This window comes from Virgibacillus xinjiangensis, assembly GCF_042643145.1.
Taxonomy (GTDB): Bacteria; Bacillota; Bacilli; order Bacillales; family Amphibacillaceae; genus Virgibacillus_O; species Virgibacillus_O xinjiangensis.
On record NZ_JBHRSA010000034.1, the window covers coordinates 125,921 to 145,617 of the forward strand.

The following is a 19,697-nucleotide window of genomic DNA, read 5'->3' on the forward strand; positions in this document are numbered from 1 at the left end:
ACAAAACGTACAGTTCATATAGAAAGGACGGACGAAGATGAGTATATATATCAATAAAGATACAAAAGTGATTGTCCAGGGGATTACTGGTGGTACGGCAAAATTCCATACAAAACAAATGTTGGATTATGGAACCAAGATAGTTGGCGGTGTTACACCTAAAAAAGGTGGCACTAAAGTGGAAGGGGTCCCTGTCTTCAATACTGTACAAGATGCAGTAGACGAGACAGGTGCAACCGCATCTGTCATATATGTTCCAGCTCCATTTGCAGCAGATGCCATTATTGAAGCTGCCGATGCTGAGATTGAGCTTGTCATCTGCATTACGGAGCATATTCCGGTAATGGACATGGTAAAAGTGAAGCGTTACTTGGAAGGCAAGAATACAAGACTTGTAGGACCGAACTGTCCTGGAGTTATTACTGCAGACGAAACAAAAATCGGTATTATGCCCGGGTACATCCATAAGAAAGGGCACATTGGCGTCGTTTCCCGTTCTGGTACCCTGACATATGAAGCAGTACACCAGCTGTCGGAAGCAGGATATGGTCAAACTACTGCGGTAGGCATCGGTGGTGACCCGGTCAACGGCACAAACTTTATTGATGTACTGAAAGCATTTAATGAAGATCCTGAAACAGAGGCAGTTGTCATGATCGGGGAAATTGGCGGAACTGCTGAAGAGGAAGCCGCAGAATGGGTGAAGTCAAATATGTCCAAACCGGTTGTCGGCTTCATTGGTGGTACTACTGCTCCCCCAGGAAAGCGGATGGGCCATGCGGGTGCCATTATTTCCGGCGGGAAAGGTACTGCAGATGAGAAGATTCGAGTGATGAACGAGTGTGGCATCAAAGTTGCTGAAACTCCGGCAGTTATCGGGGAAACAATGATTACTGTGTTGGAGGAAAAAGGACTAAAGGAAAAATGTAAAACACATTAAGACCATAGTGAACCGGGCCTGGGAAAAGGCCCGGTTCACTATACTTCCCCAAGGTTGGTGAATGATTTGGAACAGATACGCAAAAATTTAATAGTATTGCATCGATGCAGAGGTGTAACCAGGAGAGTAATCCGGCGAATCCTTCACACAGACCCGTCTTTACAACTTCTTCCAACCCTTTCCCCTCAAGAGATTTCCAATTTCTTTACCTTGCCCTATAAGAATGCTTCCCTACTATATACTGACTATCACCATGATCAATTGTGGTATCAAGTAGAAAGAGATGAACAAGACTATGAAATCATCACCATGGTTGACGAAAACTACCCCCCTATGATAAAACCAATTAAAGACAAGCCGCTCGTTCTATATACCTTGGGAGATACTAGGCTTCTTACACATCGCCCGTCATTGAGTGTCATTGGGACGAGAAATCCTACTATGGAAGCTCCAGCTAAAATGAGATTTATTCTAGAGCCATTGATCGAGCGTGGCTGGTTGGTCGTCAGCGGGATGGCCAAGGGTATTGACAGCCATGCCCATCGATTGGCTCTTTCCCATCGAGGAAAGACGATAGCAGTGCTTGGAAGTGGCTTTTGGCATATGTACCCCAAAGAGAATAAAGCGTTATTTGAACAGATAGCACATAAGGGTCTCTTGGTATCAGAGTACCCTCCTAATAATCCCCCTAGGAAATTTCACTTTCCAGAGAGAAATCGTATTATTAGTGGTTTGAGTTCTGGGACCCTAGTCATAGAGGCCACCGAGAAAAGTGGTACACTGATTACCGTAGGTCAAGCACTGGATCAAGGCAGGGAGGTATATGCCTTGCCTGGTTCTCCTTTATGCCCCCAGACCAAAGGCTGTCACCGTATGATCCAGGATGGAGCAAAATTGGTGATGGAGCCGAAAGATATTTTGGAAGATTGGCAAATACACCAGAGGGATTTTTCACTTTAATAAAATAGTTGGAAAACGCTTACTCTACTGAATAGTTTTTTCACATATGTTTGACAAATGTTTCGTATCTATTTAGTATTAGTGACGATTTATTAATTTTTATTGCAACCTCATTTTGGGAGGAAAGATCATGTCAGATTATCTGGTAATCGTTGAATCACCCGCAAAAGCGAAAACGATTGAACGATACTTAGGAAAAAAATATAAAGTTAAAGCCTCCATGGGCCATATAAGGGATCTGCCAAAGAGTCAGATGGCTGTAGACGTTGAAAATGAATATAAGCCGAAATACATCACCATACGTGGAAAGGGAGACATACTCAAAGAGCTCCGATCTGCTGCGAAGAAAGCCAAAAAAGTTTATCTAGCTGCCGACCCTGATAGAGAAGGGGAAGCAATTGCATGGCATCTGGCGCATGTTCTTAATATTGATGAGAATTCCAAATGCCGGGTTGTTTTTAATGAAATCACAAAAGATGCCGTGAAAGAATCCTTTAAACATCCCCGCTCGATTGATGAAGGGCTGGTCGATTCACAGCAAGCCAGAAGAATCCTCGATCGACTGGTCGGATATAATATCAGTCCATTACTTTGGAAAAAAGTGAAAAAAGGATTGAGTGCAGGACGTGTTCAGTCTGTTGCATTGAAAATGATCATCGACCGAGAGAAAGAAATTGAGAATTTTAAGCCGGAAGAGTACTGGTCCATTGATGCTGAATTTCTCAAAGACAAGGAATCATTCAAAGGGAATTTTTATGGAATTGACGGCAAGAAGAAAGAATTGAAAACAGAAGATGATGTCAAGGAAATTACGAAGAAATTGGATACAAAGGAATTTCTTGTGGACAAGGTAAAAAAACGGGAGAGAAAGAGGAACCCTGCACAGCCGTTCATCACCTCATCTCTGCAGCAAGAAGCAGCAAGGAAATTGAACTTCCGAGCAAAGAAAACTATGATGGTTGCCCAGCAGCTATATGAAGGGATAGATTTAGGAAAGAAGGCGGGAGGCACCACCGGTCTTATAACTTATATGCGTACAGACTCCACCCGAATTTCTGAAACAGCCAAAGATGAGGCAACCACATATATAGAAGAAAAATACGGCAAAGAATATCTTGGCGGAGCAAAAAAAGCTAAAAACAGCGAGGGAGCACAAGATGCCCACGAAGCTATCAGGCCCACTTCAGCCCTGCGGGACCCTAAGTCATTAAAAGATAACCTATCCAGAGATCAATATCGATTGTACAAATTGATTTGGGAAAGGTTTTTGGCCAGTCAAATGGCCCCTGCAATAATGGATACCATGACAGTCCATTTGACAGCTAACGGAGTGGAATTCAGAGCTACCGGCTCCAAGATAAAATTCAAAGGATTTATGAAGGTATATGTGGAAGGAAATGATGATAATAAGAAGGAAGAAGACAAACTGCTTCCTGACTTGGAAGAAGGCACGAAAGTACAAGCGAAAGAAATCACACCAAATCAGCACTTTACACAGCCTCCTCCAAGATATACCGAAGCACGACTTGTACGGACGCTTGAAGAATTAGGGATCGGCCGACCTTCTACCTATGCTCCCACTTTGGACACCATCCAACGTAGAGGGTATGTAAGCATAGACAACAAACGTTTTCTTCCAACAGAACTTGGAACGATTGTGAGCGGCCTGGTAGAAGAATTCTTTCCAGAAATCATTAGTGTAGAGTTCACCGCGAAAATGGAAGAAGATCTTGATTCAATTGAAGAAGGAAAAAGCCAGTGGATAAAAGTCATTGACAATTTTTACCAAGGTTTCAGTAAACGGTTGGAGACAGCTGAAAAAGAGATGGAAAAGGTAGAAATAAAAGACGAGCCTGCTGGAATAGATTGTGAGGAATGCGGGCATGAAATGGTCTACAAGATGGGACGTTATGGAAAATTCCTTGCGTGCTCAAACTTTCCTGACTGCAGGAATACCAAGCCTATTCTCAAGGAAATTGGAGTCAAATGCCCTAAATGTAAAGATGGGAACATCGTAGAAAGGAAGTCCAAAAAACGCCGCACTTTCTACGGCTGTGATCAATTCCCTGATTGTGACTTTGTTTCTTGGGATAAACCTATTTCCCGGCCATGTCCTAAATGTGATTCCCTGCTAGTGGAAAAACGCAAGAAAAAAGAAACACAAATCCAATGTACTAATTGTGACTATGAAGAGAGCGCACAGAATTAGAAGCTGCCCGGAACCCCGGGCAGCTTTTTGAATTTGCGGAAGGAGCCCCATGGTTTGATTTACGGAGATTAGGGAAGAGGTGGAATAAAGGAGGGGATAAGGATGGCAGAGAAAAAACAATACTTTGTAACCATTGATACGGAAGAGATTCGGGAAGTGTCTATTCCTGATAGTGGCATTGAATTTGAAATCGAAGCAACCGAAGGACAGGTGGAAGAGCTGCGCCACCTATTTATAAAACGCAATCAAAACGCAGTGAATGCTTCCAATTATGTCCACAAGCCATTCGATGAGTGGGGTGCAGATGAGGAAAGGGCTTCCTATAACAAACACATGGTGGAAGTCTATCGAAAAGTATATGAGTTGGGTACCAAAGAGACGAAAGAAAAAATTAGTGAATTAGGAATAATAAACTAACTATTTGGCCATACCTTTAGTATCATGTTTTCACAAACTTTTCACAGTGATCAATTTTGTGGAAGTGTAGGAAAGGGAGTTTATTGACTATTGAATTTGAAACAGATATAATAACGCATTGGTAAGGTAACTTACTTGACACCTTAGTGTAATTTGCTGGTCTTGTCGTTTTGTATGAGTAATAGAAAACGATCATTGGACTTTTAAAAAGCAAGGGATAGATCAGCAAGTCTAGGCCCAATTCAGAATTTTATTGCAATTTTGTTAAATCTATTGCAGCTGTAAATTATGTGTGTTATGATTTATTAGCTAATTGAGGTGTGAAGATTGAATGATTATATGGAACCATCCAAACAATTCGTTGAATATTTGCAAATAGAGAAGAATGCTTCACCTTATACTGTAAAGTATTATCAGAATGATCTGGAAAAATTCTTTTTGTTTCTATCGGCAGAAGGAATTGATGGTCTGGAGCATGTGGATTACCGGGTGGTCCGATTATTCTTGACCGGTCTGTACCATCAACGTTTAAGCAGGAGGTCTGTTTCCCGTACGATTTCTTCATTAAGAAGTTTTTATCGTTTTCTTCAGAGAGAAGAAAAAATCACCACTAACCCGTTTATGCATGTAAGCCTTCCTAAACAAGATCAACCGATACCGGGATTCCTTTATGCCGAGGAGTTGGAGAAACTGTTTGAGGTCAGTGATCTGACAGACCCACTGGGACAACGTAATCAGGCGATCTTGGAAGTGCTATACGCTACCGGGATCAGGGTGAGTGAATGCAAGAACCTCTCGCTTTCCCATATCGATTTCACGATAGGCACTCTCTTCGTAAAAGGAAAAGGCAGAAAGGAACGCTATGTTCCATTCGGCAGTTTTGCGTCGACTGTCTTGGATACCTACATAAGGGATGGAAGGGAACAATTGATGAAAAAAAGAGGCGTAGCAACAGATACCGTTTTTTTGAATGCCAGGGGAAACCCGCTGACTGAGCGAGGGATCCGGCTGATTTTGAATAAGATGGTGGAACGCGCTGCGTTAACTGTTCATTTGCATCCGCATAAACTTCGGCACACGTTTGCAACACACATGCTTAATGAAGGTGCAGACTTAAGAACAGTCCAGGAATTATTAGGTCATGAGAATCTTTCTTCTACTCAAATTTATACCCATGTAACTAAAAATCATTTACGGGATGTTTATTTAAACAGCCATCCTCGTGCATAGAATGTACTACGGAAGGGGTGAGGTGATTGGCGAATGAGATGCATGCAACCACCATTTTTGCCATTCGGCATAAAGGGCAAAGTGCGATGAGTGGTGACGGCCAAGTGACTTTAGGTAACTCGGTCGTAATGAAGCATAAAGCCAAAAAAGTAAGAACTCTATACAATGGCCAGGTTCTAGCAGGATTTGCAGGTTCCGTGGCTGATGCCTTCACTTTGTTTGAAAAATTTGAGGCGAAACTAGATACCTATAATGGCAATTTGACGCGAGCCTCCGTTGAGTTGGCGAAGGAATGGCGGAGCGACAAGGTCCTCCGTAAACTGGAGGCAATGCTTATTGTTCTGAACAAAGAAAAGATGTTTCTGTTATCTGGTACGGGAGAGGTAATAGAACCTGATGATGGGATTCTTGCCATAGGTTCAGGCGGCAATTTTGCATTAAGCGCCGGAAGAGCTTTGGCAAGATACTCTAGTGACCTTTCCGCTAAGGATATAGCTAAAGCCGCACTGGAGACAGCGGGCGAAATCTGTGTGTTCACGAATGATCAAATAACCTTAGAGGTACTTGATTGATGAGGAGGCCTGGTGCAACCATGGGGATCAATTATACTCCAAGGCAAATAGTGGAACAATTGGATAAATACATCATTGGCCAGAAGAAGGCGAAAAAATCTGTGGCAGTAGCTCTGCGCAACCGATACCGCAGAATGCAGTTGGATGAATCCATTAAAGAGGAGATCGTCCCTAAAAACATTCTGATGATCGGTCCGACAGGGGTGGGTAAGACAGAAATTGCAAGAAGGCTGGCGAAATTGGCTGGAGCCCCATTCGTAAAAGTGGAAGCAACCAAGTTTACAGAAGTGGGCTATGTCGGCAGGGATGTCGAGTCCATGGTGCGTGATCTTGTTGAAATGTCGGTCCGCATGGTGAAAGAAGAAAAGATGGAAGAAGTTAAGGGTAAAGCAGAAGAAGCTGCTAACAAGAGACTTGTTGAGTTATTGGTCCCACAGGCGAAGAAGCAGAATAATGTCAAAAACCCCTTCGAGATGCTGTTTTCCAACCATGATGCAGATGAGGATGGTACTTCATCAGATGGAGATGACGAAATCCGAAATAAACGCAAGAGGGTGGAACACCAATTGGCTCTAGGTGAACTGGAGGATCATATGGTCACCGTGGAGATCGACGATGTTCCTCCTTCCATGTTTGATATGCTGCAGGGGTCGGGTATGGAACAAATGGGCATGAACATGCAGGATGTCTTCGGTCAGTTCATGCCGAAAAAGAAAAAGAGCCGAAAGCTTCCGGTTTCGGAAGCGAGAAAGGTTCTTACCCAACAGGAAGCAGCGAGGCTTGTTGATATGGAAGAGGTTTCCCAAGAGGCTATTCAGCGGGCAGAACAGTCTGGCATTCTCTTCATTGATGAAATAGATAAAGTTGCAGTGAAACAGGAGAACTCAGCAAGTGTGTCCCGCGAAGGTGTCCAGCGGGATATTCTGCCGATAGTGGAAGGGTCTACTGTAGTCACCAAACATGGTGCTGTAAAGACAGATCATATGTTGTTCATTGCTGCCGGTGCATTCCATATGGCGAAGCCCTCTGACCTCATACCTGAATTGCAAGGTAGATTCCCTATACGTGTAGAACTTGAAAAACTGGCTGTGGAAGATTTTCAGAGAATACTAAGGGAACCTTCCAATGCACTGCTCAAACAATATCAGGGTCTTCTGAAAACGGAAGGTATAAATGTTATTTTTACAGACGAAGCTATAGAAAGATTAGCAGAGGTTGCCTATGAAGTGAATCAAGAGACAGATAACATAGGTGCAAGGAGACTTCATACCATTCTAGAAAAACTATTGGAAGATTTATCATTTGAGGCTCCGGATATTAATATGGAAGAAATAGAAATAACCCCAGCCTATGTAGATGAAAAATTGAGCAATATCGTAAAAAACAAAGACTTAAGCCAATTTATACTATAACTCAAAGAAATGAATGGAGGATTATCATGGATTTATTACAACGAGCAAGAAAAATCAATGCAATGCTGCAAGGAGCCACAGGGAAGTCGGTGAACTTCAACGATATGTCAGGTTCTCTGAGGGATGTTATTAAAGGAAACGTCTATATTGTCAGCAGAAGAGGAAAGTTATTAGGATTCGCGATCAATCAGGAAATTGAAAATGAACGAATGAAAAACATGTTGGAAGAGAGGCGTTTTCCAGAGGACTATATCCAAGGGTTATCCAATATCCATGAAACTACTGCCAACCTGGATATAGACAGCCCGCACACTGTTTTCCCTGTAGAGAACCGTGAATTGTTCCAGAACGGCCTTACAACAATTGTACCTATTATCGGCGGAGGAGAGCGCTTGGGCACATTGGTCATCGGACGAATCAATGAAAGTTTCAATGATGATGATCTTCTTCTCGCTGAATATGGTGCAACTGTAGTTGGTATGGAAATCCTTCATGAGAAAACAGAAGAGATCGAGATGGAAGCTCGAAGCAAGGCAGTTGTACAAATGGCAATCAGTTCACTATCCTACAGTGAACTAGAAGCAATCGATCATATTTTCGAAGAATTGAATGGCAATGAGGGGCTGTTGGTAGCTAGTAAAATCGCAGATCGTGTGGGAATTACCAGGTCTGTCATCGTCAATGCTCTCAGAAAACTGGAAAGTGCTGGAGTGATTGAATCCCGTTCCTTAGGAATGAAGGGAACTTATATCAAAGTGCTTAACAGCAAGTTCCTTGTTGAGTTGGAAAAACTGCGTTCCAGGTAAGTTCTTAATGTCCATTGGAAAGAAGGCCAGAGTTGCTCTCTGGCTTTTTTTACTGTCTTCTTGCCATTGGGCACTATTCAGGGGTATAAAACGGGTTCAGGTATATTAGTAAGGAACAGATTATCCATAAATACCTGTTTATACTTGATTAAGTAAAAACAGTGTGGTATATTAACTCTTGGTGTAAATGCTCTGTCCCTGTCAGAGGGCGAGCGGAAAATACACACGTTCAGTTATTTGTACAGCAGGTGCCATGTTCCTTGAACTGGTTGCTATGCAAAGATGATCTGGACGGAGGAAAAAACCATTTAGGAGGAATTTTTTATGGCAGCAATATCCATGAAGCAACTGCTTGAAGCTGGTGTGCATTTTGGACACCAGACACGCCGTTGGAATCCGAAGATGAAAAAATACATCTTCACGGAGCGTAACGGCATTTACATCATCGACCTGCAAAAAACAGTGAAAAAGGTTGATGAAGCTTATAACTATGTTAAGGAATTGGTGGCAAATGGCGGCACAATTCTTTTCGTAGGTACGAAAAAACAGGCACAGGAGTCTGTACGTGATGAAGCGACCCGTGCTGGTATGTACTATATCAACCAACGTTGGTTGGGAGGTACATTGACAAACTTCCAAACAATCCGCAAACGTATCAATCGTTTGAAGGATATTGAAAAAATGGAAGAAGACGGCACATTTGAAGTATTGCCGAAAAAAGAGGTAGTTGACTTATTGAAAGAGAAAGATCGTCTTGTGAAGTTCTTGGGCGGAATCAAGGAAATGAACAAGCTTCCTGATGCTCTGTTCGTTATCGATCCCCGCAAAGAGCGTATTGCGATCGCTGAAGCTCATAAATTGAACATTCCAATCATCGGTATGGTTGATACAAACTGTGATCCGGATGAAATTGACTATGTCATTCCATCCAATGATGATGCTATTCGTGCTGTGAAGCTTTTGACTTCTAAAATTGCTGATGCCGTTCTCGAAGTAAAGCAAGGCGAAGAAACAGCTGAAGTAGAAGCAGATGCAGACACAGCTGAAGCTGGCCAAGAGGCTGAAACGGAATCAACTGAAGCATAATACTTTTTAAAAAGGTGAGGGTGATAAGAGGATAAGAGCCTTTTATCACCCTTTTTCAAACAAACTTTTGAAGGAGGAATTATATATGGCAATCTCAGCCAAAATGGTTAAAGAACTGCGTGAAAAAACTGGTGCAGGTATGATGGACTGTAAGAAAGCCCTGCAAGAAACGGATGGCGACATCGACAAAGCAATTGATTATCTTCGCGAAAAAGGCATCTCTAAAGCTGCCAAAAAGGCGGACCGTATTGCAGCAGAAGGTTCTGCACATATTGAAGTGGATAACAATACAGCAGCCATCATCGAAGTGAACTGTGAAACTGACTTTGTAACAAAGAACGAGCAGTTCCAACAGCTTCTCTCCGAACTTGGCAAGCATATTCTTTCCCAAAAGCCGGCATCAGTAGAAGAAGCACTACAACAAAAGTTGCATGGTGAAGGTGAAACTTTGGAAGCTTATTTGAACTCTGCAATTGCTAAAATTGGTGAGAAGATTTCCCTCCGCCGTTTCGCTGTAGTGAACAAAACAGATAATGATGCCTTCGGTGCCTACTTGCATGCAGGTGGACGTATTGGTGTCCTTGCTCTGCTTGAAGGAACGAAGGAGGAAGCAATCGCTAAAGACGTTGCAATGCATATTGCAGCTGTAAACCCTCAGTATGTTTCCCGTGATGAGGTTGCTGAAGAGGAAGTAAACCGTGAGCGTGAAGTCTTGAAAACACAGGCCCTTAACGAAGGGAAACCAGAAAAGATTGTCGAAAAGATGGTGGAAGGCCGCTTAGGCAAATTCTTTGAAGGTATCGTGCTGCTTGAGCAGGACTTCGTCAAAGATCCGGACCAGAAAGTGAAAAAATATGTAGAAGATCAAGGCGCCAGCGTTAAATCCTTTATCCGCTATGAAGTAGGAGAAGGAATGGAAAAACGCGAAGAGAACTTTGCTGATGAAGTGATGAGCCAAATCAAAAAATAAATAAAAAAAGAATAGGGGACATGCAATGTTCCCTATTCTTCCATAATCAGGCAAATTTCTGAATTCCCTGGCTTATTTTCAGCTGGAGAACTCAGTGTCTACAAATTCATTTCCATGGAGGTAATTATGACAACAGCTCGTTACCGGAGAATTGTGCTAAAACTTAGTGGAGAGGCCCTCAGTGGTGAGCAGGGATACGGGATTGAACCCAAAATCATCCAATCCGTGGCCAATCAGGTGAAAGAAGTTGCTGAGATGGGGGTTGAGATTGCAATCGTCGTCGGTGCGGGCAACATCTGGCGTGGTAAGGTTGGCGGCGAGATGGGAATGGACCGTGCAACCGCTGATTATATGGGAATGTTGGCAACCGTCATGAATTCTCTTGCATTGCAGGATGGCTTGGAAAATATCGGTGTAGAAACCAGAGTGCAATCATCCATTGAAATGCGTCAGGTGGCAGAACCTTACATAAGAAGAAAAGCAATCCGGCATCTGCAAAAAAAACGTGTAGTAATATTTGCAGCTGGGACTGGAAACCCATTCTTCTCAACAGATACAACAGCCGCACTCAGGGCTGCTGAGATTGAAGCAGAAGTGATTCTGATGGCGAAGAATAATGTAGATGGTGTCTATACCGATGATCCGAAAATCAATAAAAATGCCGAGAAATATGATAATCTATCCTATATGGAGATGCTTAATGAGGGTCTGGGTGTCATGGACTCTACTGCTTCCTCATTATGCATGGACAACGATATCCCGTTGGTGGTATTCTCTATTACTGAAGAGGGTAATATTAAAAGGGTTGTTGAAGGCGAATCAATCGGAACTACGATAAGGGGGAAATAGTCATGTCAGAAGCAATCATGAAACAAACGCGCGAAAAGATGGAGCAGGCAGTTCAAGCCTTCTCTCGAAACCTTGCTACTGTAAGGGCGGGAAGAGCTAATCCAAGTATCCTGAATAGTGTCTACGTGGATTACTATGGAGCCTCCACACCATTGAACCAATTGGCCACCATTTCCGCACCAGAAGCAAGGCTGCTGATGATTACTCCATACGACAAATCCGCACTTCCTGAGGTGGAGAAAGCTATTCAGAAGGCTGACCTTGGTTTATCTCCGAACAATGATGGCAACGTCATCCGTATCAACATACCGGCACTGACGGAAGAAAGGCGCAGAGATTTAGTGAAGCTCGTCGGAAAGTACGCGGAAGAATCTCGTGTGCAAATTCGTAACGTCCGTCGAGATTCCAATGACCAGTTGAAGAAAGCCGAAAAAAGCGGGGATCTTACAGAGGATGAATCGCGGTCTTCCCAGGATAAAGTACAAAAAGAGACGGACAGCCACATCGCTCAAATCGACCAACTCGCAAAAGATAAGGAAAAAGAGATTCTGGAAGTATAATTCATAAGAATGCTCAATAAGCTATAATAGTCCTCTTATTACTAAGGGGGCTATTATTTTCTTTCTGTACCTCAAATTTGCCCTTGAAAATCATTTTGTATTCTGGTGAGAAAATAGATATAATTAGTTAGGGTTTTAATGATATAATGGTGATTCATACAATCTTCTAAGCCCCTTACCCATGTGAATGGAGAGTTGGCTGATGGATTGCAAAGGGTAAACAACAGCATTCGGAGGACAAAATATGTCAATGAAACTTCCTTTTTTTAAGAAAAAACAAACGGAACAAAGTGATGAGCAAGACCCAGGCAGTACGCCCGATCATGTTGCCATCATTATGGACGGGAACGGACGATGGGCAAAGAAGAGAGGGCTCCCTCGCATAGCGGGCCATAGGGAAGGTGTTAAAGCAATAAATAGAGTGGTTCGGGCGGCAGCCCAATCCCATGTCAAAGTACTTACCTTGTATGCTTTTTCTACCGAAAACTGGAAGAGGCCAGCCTCAGAAGTAGATTTTCTTATGAAACTGCCGAAGGAATTCCTTCATGTCTATCTGCCTGACCTTATGGAAAACAATGTACGGATAGAAACAATCGGAGATATCCAAGCACTTCCCGAGTATACACAGGAAGCAGTTACATACGCCAAAGAACAGACAAAAGATAACAATGGATTATTATTGAATTTTGCTTTAAACTATGGTGGTAGATTTGAAATCATACAGGCCGTCAAAAAGCTCATGACCGATTTAGAACACTCTGCAAACACCATAGATTCATTAGATGAAAAAATGTTTTCGGACTATCTATTTACACAGGGGCTCACAGATCCGGACTTGCTTATCCGCTCGAGCGGTGAACAGCGATTGAGTAATTTCCTGCTTTGGCAGCTAGCTTATACCGAACTGTGGTTTACTGATACGTATTGGCCGGACTTCGATGAAAATACATTCAATGCGGCCCTTTTAGAGTATCAGCAGCGGAAAAGGCGATATGGAGGTATTTAAGGTGATGAAAGGTTTATGAAACAACGTACAATCACAGCATTCGTGGCAATACTCATTTTACTGCCATTTGTCATCTATGGAGGCTGGCCATTTGTCGCCTTTGTCTATATTCTAGCTACCATAGGGTTGGCCGAATTAATGAAAATGCACGAAATAGAGTTGACTTCACTGCCGGTTGTTTTGGCAGCAGGGTTGTTATGGTTGATCCTGTACCCTCAATGGAGCGGTTCGGCATGGATGAGCCAGACAGAAATCATCATGTTGTTCGTTCTATTACTGTTATCCTACACGGTACTGGTTAAAAACAAATTCACTTTTGATGACACAGGCTTTATCTTACTTTCAGTCCTTTACGTAGGGACGGGCTTCTTATATCTTATCAAAACACAAGATGCGGGGCTTGATTACTTATTGTTTGCTCTATTCATCATCTGGGCAACAGATACAGGTGCCTATCTGTTTGGCAAGAAATTCGGTAAGAAAAAGCTTTGGCCACAAATAAGTCCCAATAAGACTGTTGAGGGAGCTTTGGGAGGAGTCTTGCTTGCGTGTTTCATTGCAGCAATATTCCAGCTGGTTCATCCATTTTCTTTTCCCATGATGGTCGTAATAGGTGCTACTGTTCTTGCTTCCATCTTTGGCCAGATAGGAGACTTGGTAGAATCTGCTTTTAAACGCCATTATGGTGTCAAAGACTCTGGAAAACTGCTTCCTGGCCATGGCGGCATTCTGGACAGGTTTGACAGCCTGCTTTTTGTACTTCCCTTGCTTCATTTCATAGGGTTTATTCAGTAACTGGATGGGTGGAATTCTTATTCGGAAAGATAAGCATATTTTTGTTATGGATTCAGGATTACCCGCACTTATACCCTCTAGGAGGTGTAACAGTTGACTACAGTGATCGCTTTTATACTCATGTTCGGCCTGCTTGTTTTTGTGCACGAGTGGGGACATTTAATTTTTGCAAAGCGTGCAGGTATGCTTGCGCGTGAATTTGCCATCGGATTTGGTCCAAAAGTATTCTCCTTTACGAGAAATGAAACGTTATATACCATTCGTCTGATTCCTGCAGGAGGGTATGTGCGTGTAGCGGGGGAAGATCCGGAGATTATTGAGTTAAAACCCGGACATCATATTGGCTTGGAATTCAACGAAACAGGTAAAGTGGAGAAAATCATTGTTAATAACAAGTCCAAGCATCCAAACGCCAGACCGCTTGAGGTTGAGAGAGTGGACCTTGATCATGAACTGGTCATTGAAGGTTATGATATTGATGAAGAAAATCAGAAGCTCCATTTTGACGTAGACCCTAAGGCCTTTTTCGTGATGGATGAGAGAGAGACGCAGATTGCCCCTTATGACCGCCAGTTTGCTTCCAAAACCACAGGCCAACGGGCAATGCAGTTGTTTGCCGGGCCAATGATGAATTTTTTGCTGGCAATTCTACTCTTCATAGCTATCGGACTCGTGCAGGGCATACCGGTGGATGAAGCGAAGATGAGTGAAGTACAACCGGACACACCGGCAGAAGAAGCTGGATTCCAGCCAGGTGATGAAGTGGTTGAAATTGAAGGAAACACGGTGTCAACATGGGAAGAATTCACTTCAATTGTAAGGGAAAATCCAGGCAGGGAACTTTCCATGACCATACTAAGGGATGGGGTGCAGGAAGAAATCACCGTAGTGCCTGCTGAAGTCCCAATAGAGGGTCAAGATCCAATTGGCCAGATAGGAGTCTATCAAGCTTTTGAAAAATCTTTCCTTGGAACATTTGAGTATGGTTTCACACAAACAGTCGATACGACGAAGACCATTCTGACGAACCTCATGATGCTTATTACCGGCCAGGTTTCCATTGAACTCCTCTCAGGCCCGGTTGGTATATACGATGCCACCGATCAGGTAGTGCAGACTGGCCTCATGAATTTCCTCATGTGGACGGCCATATTAAGTGTCAACTTGGGAGTAGTCAACCTCGTACCCCTCCCGGCTTTAGACGGCGGGAGGCTGATGTTCGTAGGATTGGAAGCCGTCAGAGGAAAACCGATTTCTCCTGAAAAGGAAGGTGTCTTCCATTTCGTCGGGTTTGCTTTGTTAATGCTGCTGATGATCATCGTTACTTGGAATGATATTCAGCGCCTGTTCCTATAGAAGCAAATAGCAGAAGGATTTTATAGAAACCCTTGTCTTTTTCCTGGCAAGGGTTTCCATCATTACAGCTGTGTTTCGCAGCAGGAGGGGATCGTATGGATATTTCAAAAAAGGAAAAAATGGACGTATTGTTGGAACAGCTGCAAATACCCCATGAATATAGGCAAGAATTTTTTGATGGAGCATATCTGGATAAGCTTCAAGTTCATAAGAGTAAGAGAACCTGGCATTTTCATATTCATCTGCCCCGGGTACTCCCTGTAGAAATTTACCATCTGCTTTTTGGAAAGCTGAAGGAAGAATTCCAGCAGATGGCCACTGTTGATTTGACCATCGAAACAGACGATAAAAATTGCGGAGAAGACATGATATGCAGCTATTGGAGCAGCTTTATCCAATCACTCACCAATCTCTCCCCGGCATACAAAGAACTTGTCCACGAACAGAAACCTTCAGTAAACAATAATAAAATTATGTTAACTGCCAGGAATGAAGCAGAGGCCACAGCACTCAAAAAGCGGTTGGAGGACAGCTTTCGCCAGTACTGCAGCAAGATTGGTGCAGCGTCTTACTCGTTGGAAGTTTCAGTGAAGGCGGACCAGGCAGATATCCTGAAATTCAAAGAGCAAAAGGCGTTGGAAGACCAGCAAGCTGTATTAAAGACAGTCCAGGAAAAAGAAAAGAGAGATAAGAAGAAATCTGCCAATGAGGATAAACCTCTTATGCTTGGGTACAAGATTCAAGATGAATCTATCCAAATGGAGGAAATCCTAGAAGAAGAGCGTAGGGTTACTGTACAAGGCTATATATTTGATGCGGAAGTCCGAAAGCTTCGTTCCGGAAGGAGTCTCCTGATCATCAAGGCTACCGATTATACAGATTCCCTACAAATAAAAATGTTCTCCAAAGGGGAAGAAGATGCGGAAAAATTTGACGCAGTCAAGAAAGGAATCTGGATAAAGGCAAGAGGCAGTATCCAAACAGATATGTATACAAACGAACTTGCTATGATGGCCAACGATATACATGAGGTGAAAGTAGAAACTCGTAAAGACCAAGCAACAGATAAACGGGTAGAGCTGCATGCCCATACAACCATGAGCCAGATGGATGCAGTGGTTTCACCTGGAGCATTGGTGTCAAAGGCTGCTGAGTGGGGGCATAAGGCTGTCGCCATCACCGATCATGCCGGCGTTCAAGCTTATCCTGAGGCACATGCAGCAGGAGAAAAGAATGGGATAAAGGTTCTCTACGGGTTGGAGGCTAACCTCGTAGATGATGGGGTTCCGATTGCCTACAATGAACAGAACCGTGATCTGGCATCTGATACTTATGTAGTATTTGATGTGGAAACCACTGGACTTTCTGCTGTCTATGATACGATCATCGAATTGGCAGCAGTTAAAGTACATGAGGGGGAAATAGTCGACCGGTTTGAATCCTTTGCCAACCCCCATCATCCGCTTTCTCAAACAACCGTAGATCTTACAGGCATCACAGATGATATGGTCAAGGATGCACCGGAAGTGGAACAGGTATTGAAGGACTTCCACGAATGGATGGGAAATGATATTCTTGTTGCCCATAATGCAAGTTTTGATATGGGCTTTCTTAATCAAGGGTTTAAACGGATTGAATATGATAAAGCCACAAATCCGGTGATTGATACCTTGGAATTGGCCAGGTTTCTGTTACCAGAATTAAAAAACCATCGATTGAACACACTTTGTAAGCAGTTGGATATTGAATTGACCCAACATCACAGGGCCATCTATGATGCGGAAGCAACTGGCTATTTGTTGTGGAAGCTTGTTCAGCGGTTGTTAAACAAAGATATCCACAATCATAGTCAATTGAATGATCATATGGGAGAAGGGAATGCCTATCAGCGTTCACGACCATATCATTGTACCCTGCTGGCTAAAACGCAAGAAGGCTTGAAAAATATCTATAAATTAGTATCCCATGCCCATATCGATTATTTTTACCGAGTTCCGCGGGTGCCTCGTTCCTTGCTGCAAAGGTTCAGGGAAGGCGTGCTAGTAGGATCTGGCTGTGACAAGGGTGAAGTTTTTGAAACAATGATGCAGAAATCAGCAGAGGAAGCTGAACAGGCAGCAGAGTTCTATGACTATATCGAAGTCCAGCCGCCTTCAAATTATGTTCACCTGGTAGAAAAAGACTTGGTGCAAAATGAGGCCCAAATACTGGATATCCTCTCTAAACTGGTAGAGATGGGCAGCAGAATGAATAAGAAAGTTGTTGCTACTGGCAATGTGCATTACATTGAGGATCATGATAAAATGTACCGCCAGATTTTGATTGCGTCCCAGGCAGGTAATCCGCTGAACCGCCAGACTTTGCCGGATACGCCTTTCCGTACTACCGAAGAAATGCTGGAAAGTTTTCAATTTATAGGAGCAGATAGAGCAAGGGAAATTGTTATTGATAATACAAACGCCATTGCAGACGAGATCGAGGATATTTCCCCTGTGAAGGACGGATTGTATACACCAACGATTGAAGGTGCCGAACAGGAAATCAGAGACCTGTGCTACAATCGTGCCAAGGCTATATACGGAGAGCAAGTCCCTAAGATTGTAGTAGACAGGCTTGAGAAAGAATTGGAAAGCATCATTGGCAACGGTTTTGCTGTCATCTACTTAATTTCGCAAAAATTGGTGAAAAAATCATTGGATGATGGTTATCTTGTTGGTTCTCGGGGCTCTGTAGGATCTTCTTTCGTTGCAACGATGACGGAAATATCAGAAGTGAACCCGTTGCCGCCCCATTATGTCTGTATGGGTTGCCATTACAATGAGTTTATTACAGATGGCTCGGTGGGAAGCGGTTTTGACCTTGCAGATAAAGCTTGTCCTAACTGTGGAGAAGAGTTGACAAAAGATGGACAGGATATACCATTTGAGACCTTCCTTGGATTCAAAGGGGATAAAGTTCCGGATATTGATTTGAATTTCTCTGGCGCTTATCAACCGACCGCCCATAACTATACTAAAGAACTGTTCGGGGTGGACAATGTCTACCGAGCAGGGACAATTGGAACCATCGCGGAGAAGACAGCCTATGGGTATGTGAAAGGTTATGCTTCGGACCACCAGCTTGTTTATAAAAATGCCGAAGTTGATCGTCTTGTCCAAGGATGTACCGGTGTAAAGCGAACTACCGGACAACATCCGGGCGGTATTATTGTTGTTCCTGAAGATAAGGAAATATTCGATTTCACACCTATTCAGTATCCGGCGGACGACCGCACCAGTGAATGGAGAACTACCCATTTTGATTTCCATTCCATTCATGATAACCTGTTGAAATTAGACATACTCGGACATGATGATCCCACAGTCATCCGTATGCTTCAGGATCTCAGTGGGATAGATCCGAAGACGATACCGATTGATGATCCGGAAGTGATGAAAATATTCTCTGGTACCGAATCGCTTGGCGTCACCCCCGGTCAAATCAATTGTAAAACCGGTACATTGGGTGTGCCGGAATTCGGCACTCGATTTGTACGACAGATGTTGGAAGATACAAAGCCATCCACCTTTGCTGAACTGGTTATCATTTCCGGTCTTTCCCATGGAACGGATGTATGGCTGGGGAATGCCCAGGACCTCATCAATGATGGGATTTGCGAACTGCCAGACGTTATCGGGTGCCGTGATGATATTATGGTCTATCTGATGCATAAAGGGCTTGAGGCTTCACTTGCTTTTAAAATCATGGAATTTGTGAGGAAAGGCAAAGGGCTGCAAGATGAATGGATTACTGAGATGAAGAATAACGGTGTACCTGATTGGTATATTGAGTCCTGTAAGAAAATCAAGTATATGTTCCCGAAAGCCCATGCTGCGGCATATGTGTTGATGGCTGTCCGTATTGCTTACTTTAAGGTGCATCATCCTATTCTCTTTTATGCTGCCTACTTTACTGTCAGAGCGGGAGATTTTGAATTGGATACCATGGTAAAAGGATCCGATGCCATCAGAAAACGGATAGAAGAAATCATGTCCAAAGGCAATGATGCATCACCTAAAGAGAAAAGTTTGCTGACTGTGTTTGAAATCTCCTTGGAGATGTCTGAGAGGGGTTATTCGTTCAGCAAGGTGGATCTCTATAAATCCAGCGCCACGGAGTTCATCGTAGAGGGAAATCAGTTGATTCCACCGTTTAATGCAGTGGAAGGGCTGGGTACTAATGCAGCATTAAACATTGTCAAAGCTAGAGAAGAAGGAGAGTTCTTATCTAAAGAAGACCTCCGTGAACGGAGCAGAATATCCAAAACAGTATTGGAGTATCTGGATAATCATGGCTGTTTGGAAGGAATGGCTGAGAAAAATCAATTATCACTTTTCTAATTTGACACTATTCCAACCCATTCAGTTCATCTTGTGCAGCCCTTTCTGTTTAAATCAACAGAAGATAGTGTGTTATAATACAACATGCGTTTAGTATATATGATTGGATGTCTGTTGAATCCATAGAGAATAACATGCTGAAGGATGTGG

16 protein-coding genes are annotated in these 19,697 nt (G+C 43.1%); all 16 read left to right on the forward strand.

Going from position 1 to position 19,697, the window contains the following annotated elements; all coding sequences use genetic code 11:
• Nucleotides 1-37 precede the first annotated feature (37 nt).
• Nucleotides 38-940, forward strand: a complete 903-nt coding sequence (gene sucD, locus ACFOGI_RS08605) for a succinate--CoA ligase subunit alpha (RefSeq protein ID WP_390271425.1) — start codon at nucleotides 38-40, stop codon at nucleotides 938-940.
• Between the two features lie 66 nt (nucleotides 941-1,006).
• The gene (gene dprA, locus ACFOGI_RS08610; protein ID WP_390271427.1) at nucleotides 1,007-1,900 is read left to right on the forward strand and encodes a DNA-processing protein DprA; all 894 of its coding nucleotides are present in this window, start codon (nucleotides 1,007-1,009) and stop codon (nucleotides 1,898-1,900) included.
• A 130-nt stretch (nucleotides 1,901-2,030) separates the two neighbouring features.
• On the forward strand, nucleotides 2,031-4,109 hold the full coding sequence (topA, locus tag ACFOGI_RS08615; RefSeq protein ID WP_390271430.1) for a type I DNA topoisomerase: 2,079 nt from the start codon (nucleotides 2,031-2,033) through the stop codon (nucleotides 4,107-4,109).
• 102 nt (nucleotides 4,110-4,211) lie between these two features.
• On the forward strand, nucleotides 4,212-4,526 hold the full coding sequence (locus ACFOGI_RS08620; protein WP_390271431.1) for a hypothetical protein: 315 nt from the start codon (nucleotides 4,212-4,214) through the stop codon (nucleotides 4,524-4,526).
• 327 nt (nucleotides 4,527-4,853) lie between these two features.
• Nucleotides 4,854-5,756: a tyrosine recombinase XerC gene (gene xerC, locus ACFOGI_RS08625; protein ID WP_390271433.1), complete on the forward strand. Its 903-nt coding sequence runs from the start codon at nucleotides 4,854-4,856 to the stop codon at nucleotides 5,754-5,756.
• Between the two features lie 26 nt (nucleotides 5,757-5,782).
• Nucleotides 5,783-6,328, forward strand: a complete 546-nt coding sequence (gene hslV, locus ACFOGI_RS08630) for an ATP-dependent protease subunit HslV (RefSeq protein ID WP_390271435.1) — start codon at nucleotides 5,783-5,785, stop codon at nucleotides 6,326-6,328.
• Between the two features lie 20 nt (nucleotides 6,329-6,348).
• Nucleotides 6,349-7,740, forward strand: a complete 1,392-nt coding sequence (hslU, locus tag ACFOGI_RS08635; protein ID WP_390271438.1) for an HslU--HslV peptidase ATPase subunit — start codon at nucleotides 6,349-6,351, stop codon at nucleotides 7,738-7,740.
• Nucleotides 7,741-7,766: 26 nt separating this feature from the next.
• On the forward strand, nucleotides 7,767-8,546 hold the full coding sequence (gene codY / locus ACFOGI_RS08640; RefSeq protein WP_390271440.1) for a GTP-sensing pleiotropic transcriptional regulator CodY: 780 nt from the start codon (nucleotides 7,767-7,769) through the stop codon (nucleotides 8,544-8,546).
• 324 nt (nucleotides 8,547-8,870) lie between these two features.
• The gene (gene rpsB / locus ACFOGI_RS08645) at nucleotides 8,871-9,632 is read left to right on the forward strand and encodes a 30S ribosomal protein S2 (protein ID WP_390271442.1); all 762 of its coding nucleotides are present in this window, start codon (nucleotides 8,871-8,873) and stop codon (nucleotides 9,630-9,632) included.
• Nucleotides 9,633-9,717: 85 nt separating this feature from the next.
• Complete coding sequence (gene tsf / locus ACFOGI_RS08650; RefSeq protein ID WP_390271444.1) at nucleotides 9,718-10,602, forward strand: translation elongation factor Ts; 885 nt, start codon at nucleotides 9,718-9,720, stop codon at nucleotides 10,600-10,602.
• Between the two features lie 126 nt (nucleotides 10,603-10,728).
• Nucleotides 10,729-11,451, forward strand: coding sequence for a UMP kinase (pyrH, locus tag ACFOGI_RS08655; protein ID WP_390271446.1), 723 nt, complete (start codon nucleotides 10,729-10,731; stop codon nucleotides 11,449-11,451).
• Nucleotides 11,452-11,453: 2 nt separating this feature from the next.
• Nucleotides 11,454-12,011, forward strand: coding sequence for a ribosome recycling factor (gene frr, locus ACFOGI_RS08660; RefSeq protein ID WP_390271448.1), 558 nt, complete (start codon nucleotides 11,454-11,456; stop codon nucleotides 12,009-12,011).
• 244 nt (nucleotides 12,012-12,255) lie between these two features.
• Nucleotides 12,256-13,017, forward strand: coding sequence for an isoprenyl transferase (locus ACFOGI_RS08665; RefSeq protein WP_390271450.1), 762 nt, complete (start codon nucleotides 12,256-12,258; stop codon nucleotides 13,015-13,017).
• 15 nt (nucleotides 13,018-13,032) lie between these two features.
• Nucleotides 13,033-13,812 carry a phosphatidate cytidylyltransferase gene (locus ACFOGI_RS08670; RefSeq protein ID WP_390271452.1) on the forward strand — a complete coding sequence of 260 codons (780 nt, stop codon included), beginning with the start codon at nucleotides 13,033-13,035 and terminating at the stop codon, nucleotides 13,810-13,812.
• 93 nt (nucleotides 13,813-13,905) lie between these two features.
• Nucleotides 13,906-15,168: an RIP metalloprotease RseP gene (rseP, locus tag ACFOGI_RS08675; RefSeq protein ID WP_390271454.1), complete on the forward strand. Its 1,263-nt coding sequence runs from the start codon at nucleotides 13,906-13,908 to the stop codon at nucleotides 15,166-15,168.
• 95 nt (nucleotides 15,169-15,263) lie between these two features.
• A complete protein-coding gene (locus ACFOGI_RS08680) occupies nucleotides 15,264-19,547 on the forward strand; it encodes a PolC-type DNA polymerase III (RefSeq protein WP_390271456.1) in 4,284 nt (1,427 codons plus the stop codon).
• Nucleotides 19,548-19,697: the final 150 nt, after the last annotated feature.

Excerpts from the sequence above, each read along its gene's own strand:
- ACFOGI_RS08665 (WP_390271450.1), top strand. The coding sequence starts at position 12,256 with ATGTCAATGAAACTTCCTTTTTTTAAGAAAAAACAAACGGAACAAAGT.
- rpsB (WP_390271442.1), top strand. The coding sequence starts at position 8,871 with ATGGCAGCAATATCCATGAAGCAACTGCTTGAAGCTGGTGTGCATTTT.
- codY (WP_390271440.1), top strand. The coding sequence starts at position 7,767 with ATGGATTTATTACAACGAGCAAGAAAAATCAATGCAATGCTGCAAGGA.
- tsf (WP_390271444.1), top strand. The coding sequence starts at position 9,718 with ATGGCAATCTCAGCCAAAATGGTTAAAGAACTGCGTGAAAAAACTGGT.
- hslU (WP_390271438.1), top strand. The coding sequence starts at position 6,349 with ATGGGGATCAATTATACTCCAAGGCAAATAGTGGAACAATTGGATAAA.
- pyrH (WP_390271446.1), top strand. The coding sequence starts at position 10,729 with ATGACAACAGCTCGTTACCGGAGAATTGTGCTAAAACTTAGTGGAGAG.
- frr (WP_390271448.1), top strand. The coding sequence starts at position 11,454 with ATGTCAGAAGCAATCATGAAACAAACGCGCGAAAAGATGGAGCAGGCA.
- ACFOGI_RS08680 (WP_390271456.1), top strand. The coding sequence starts at position 15,264 with ATGGATATTTCAAAAAAGGAAAAAATGGACGTATTGTTGGAACAGCTG.
- ACFOGI_RS08670 (WP_390271452.1), top strand. The coding sequence starts at position 13,033 with ATGAAACAACGTACAATCACAGCATTCGTGGCAATACTCATTTTACTG.
- ACFOGI_RS08620 (WP_390271431.1), top strand. The coding sequence starts at position 4,212 with ATGGCAGAGAAAAAACAATACTTTGTAACCATTGATACGGAAGAGATT.
- topA (WP_390271430.1), top strand. The coding sequence starts at position 2,031 with ATGTCAGATTATCTGGTAATCGTTGAATCACCCGCAAAAGCGAAAACG.
- sucD (WP_390271425.1), top strand. The coding sequence starts at position 38 with ATGAGTATATATATCAATAAAGATACAAAAGTGATTGTCCAGGGGATT.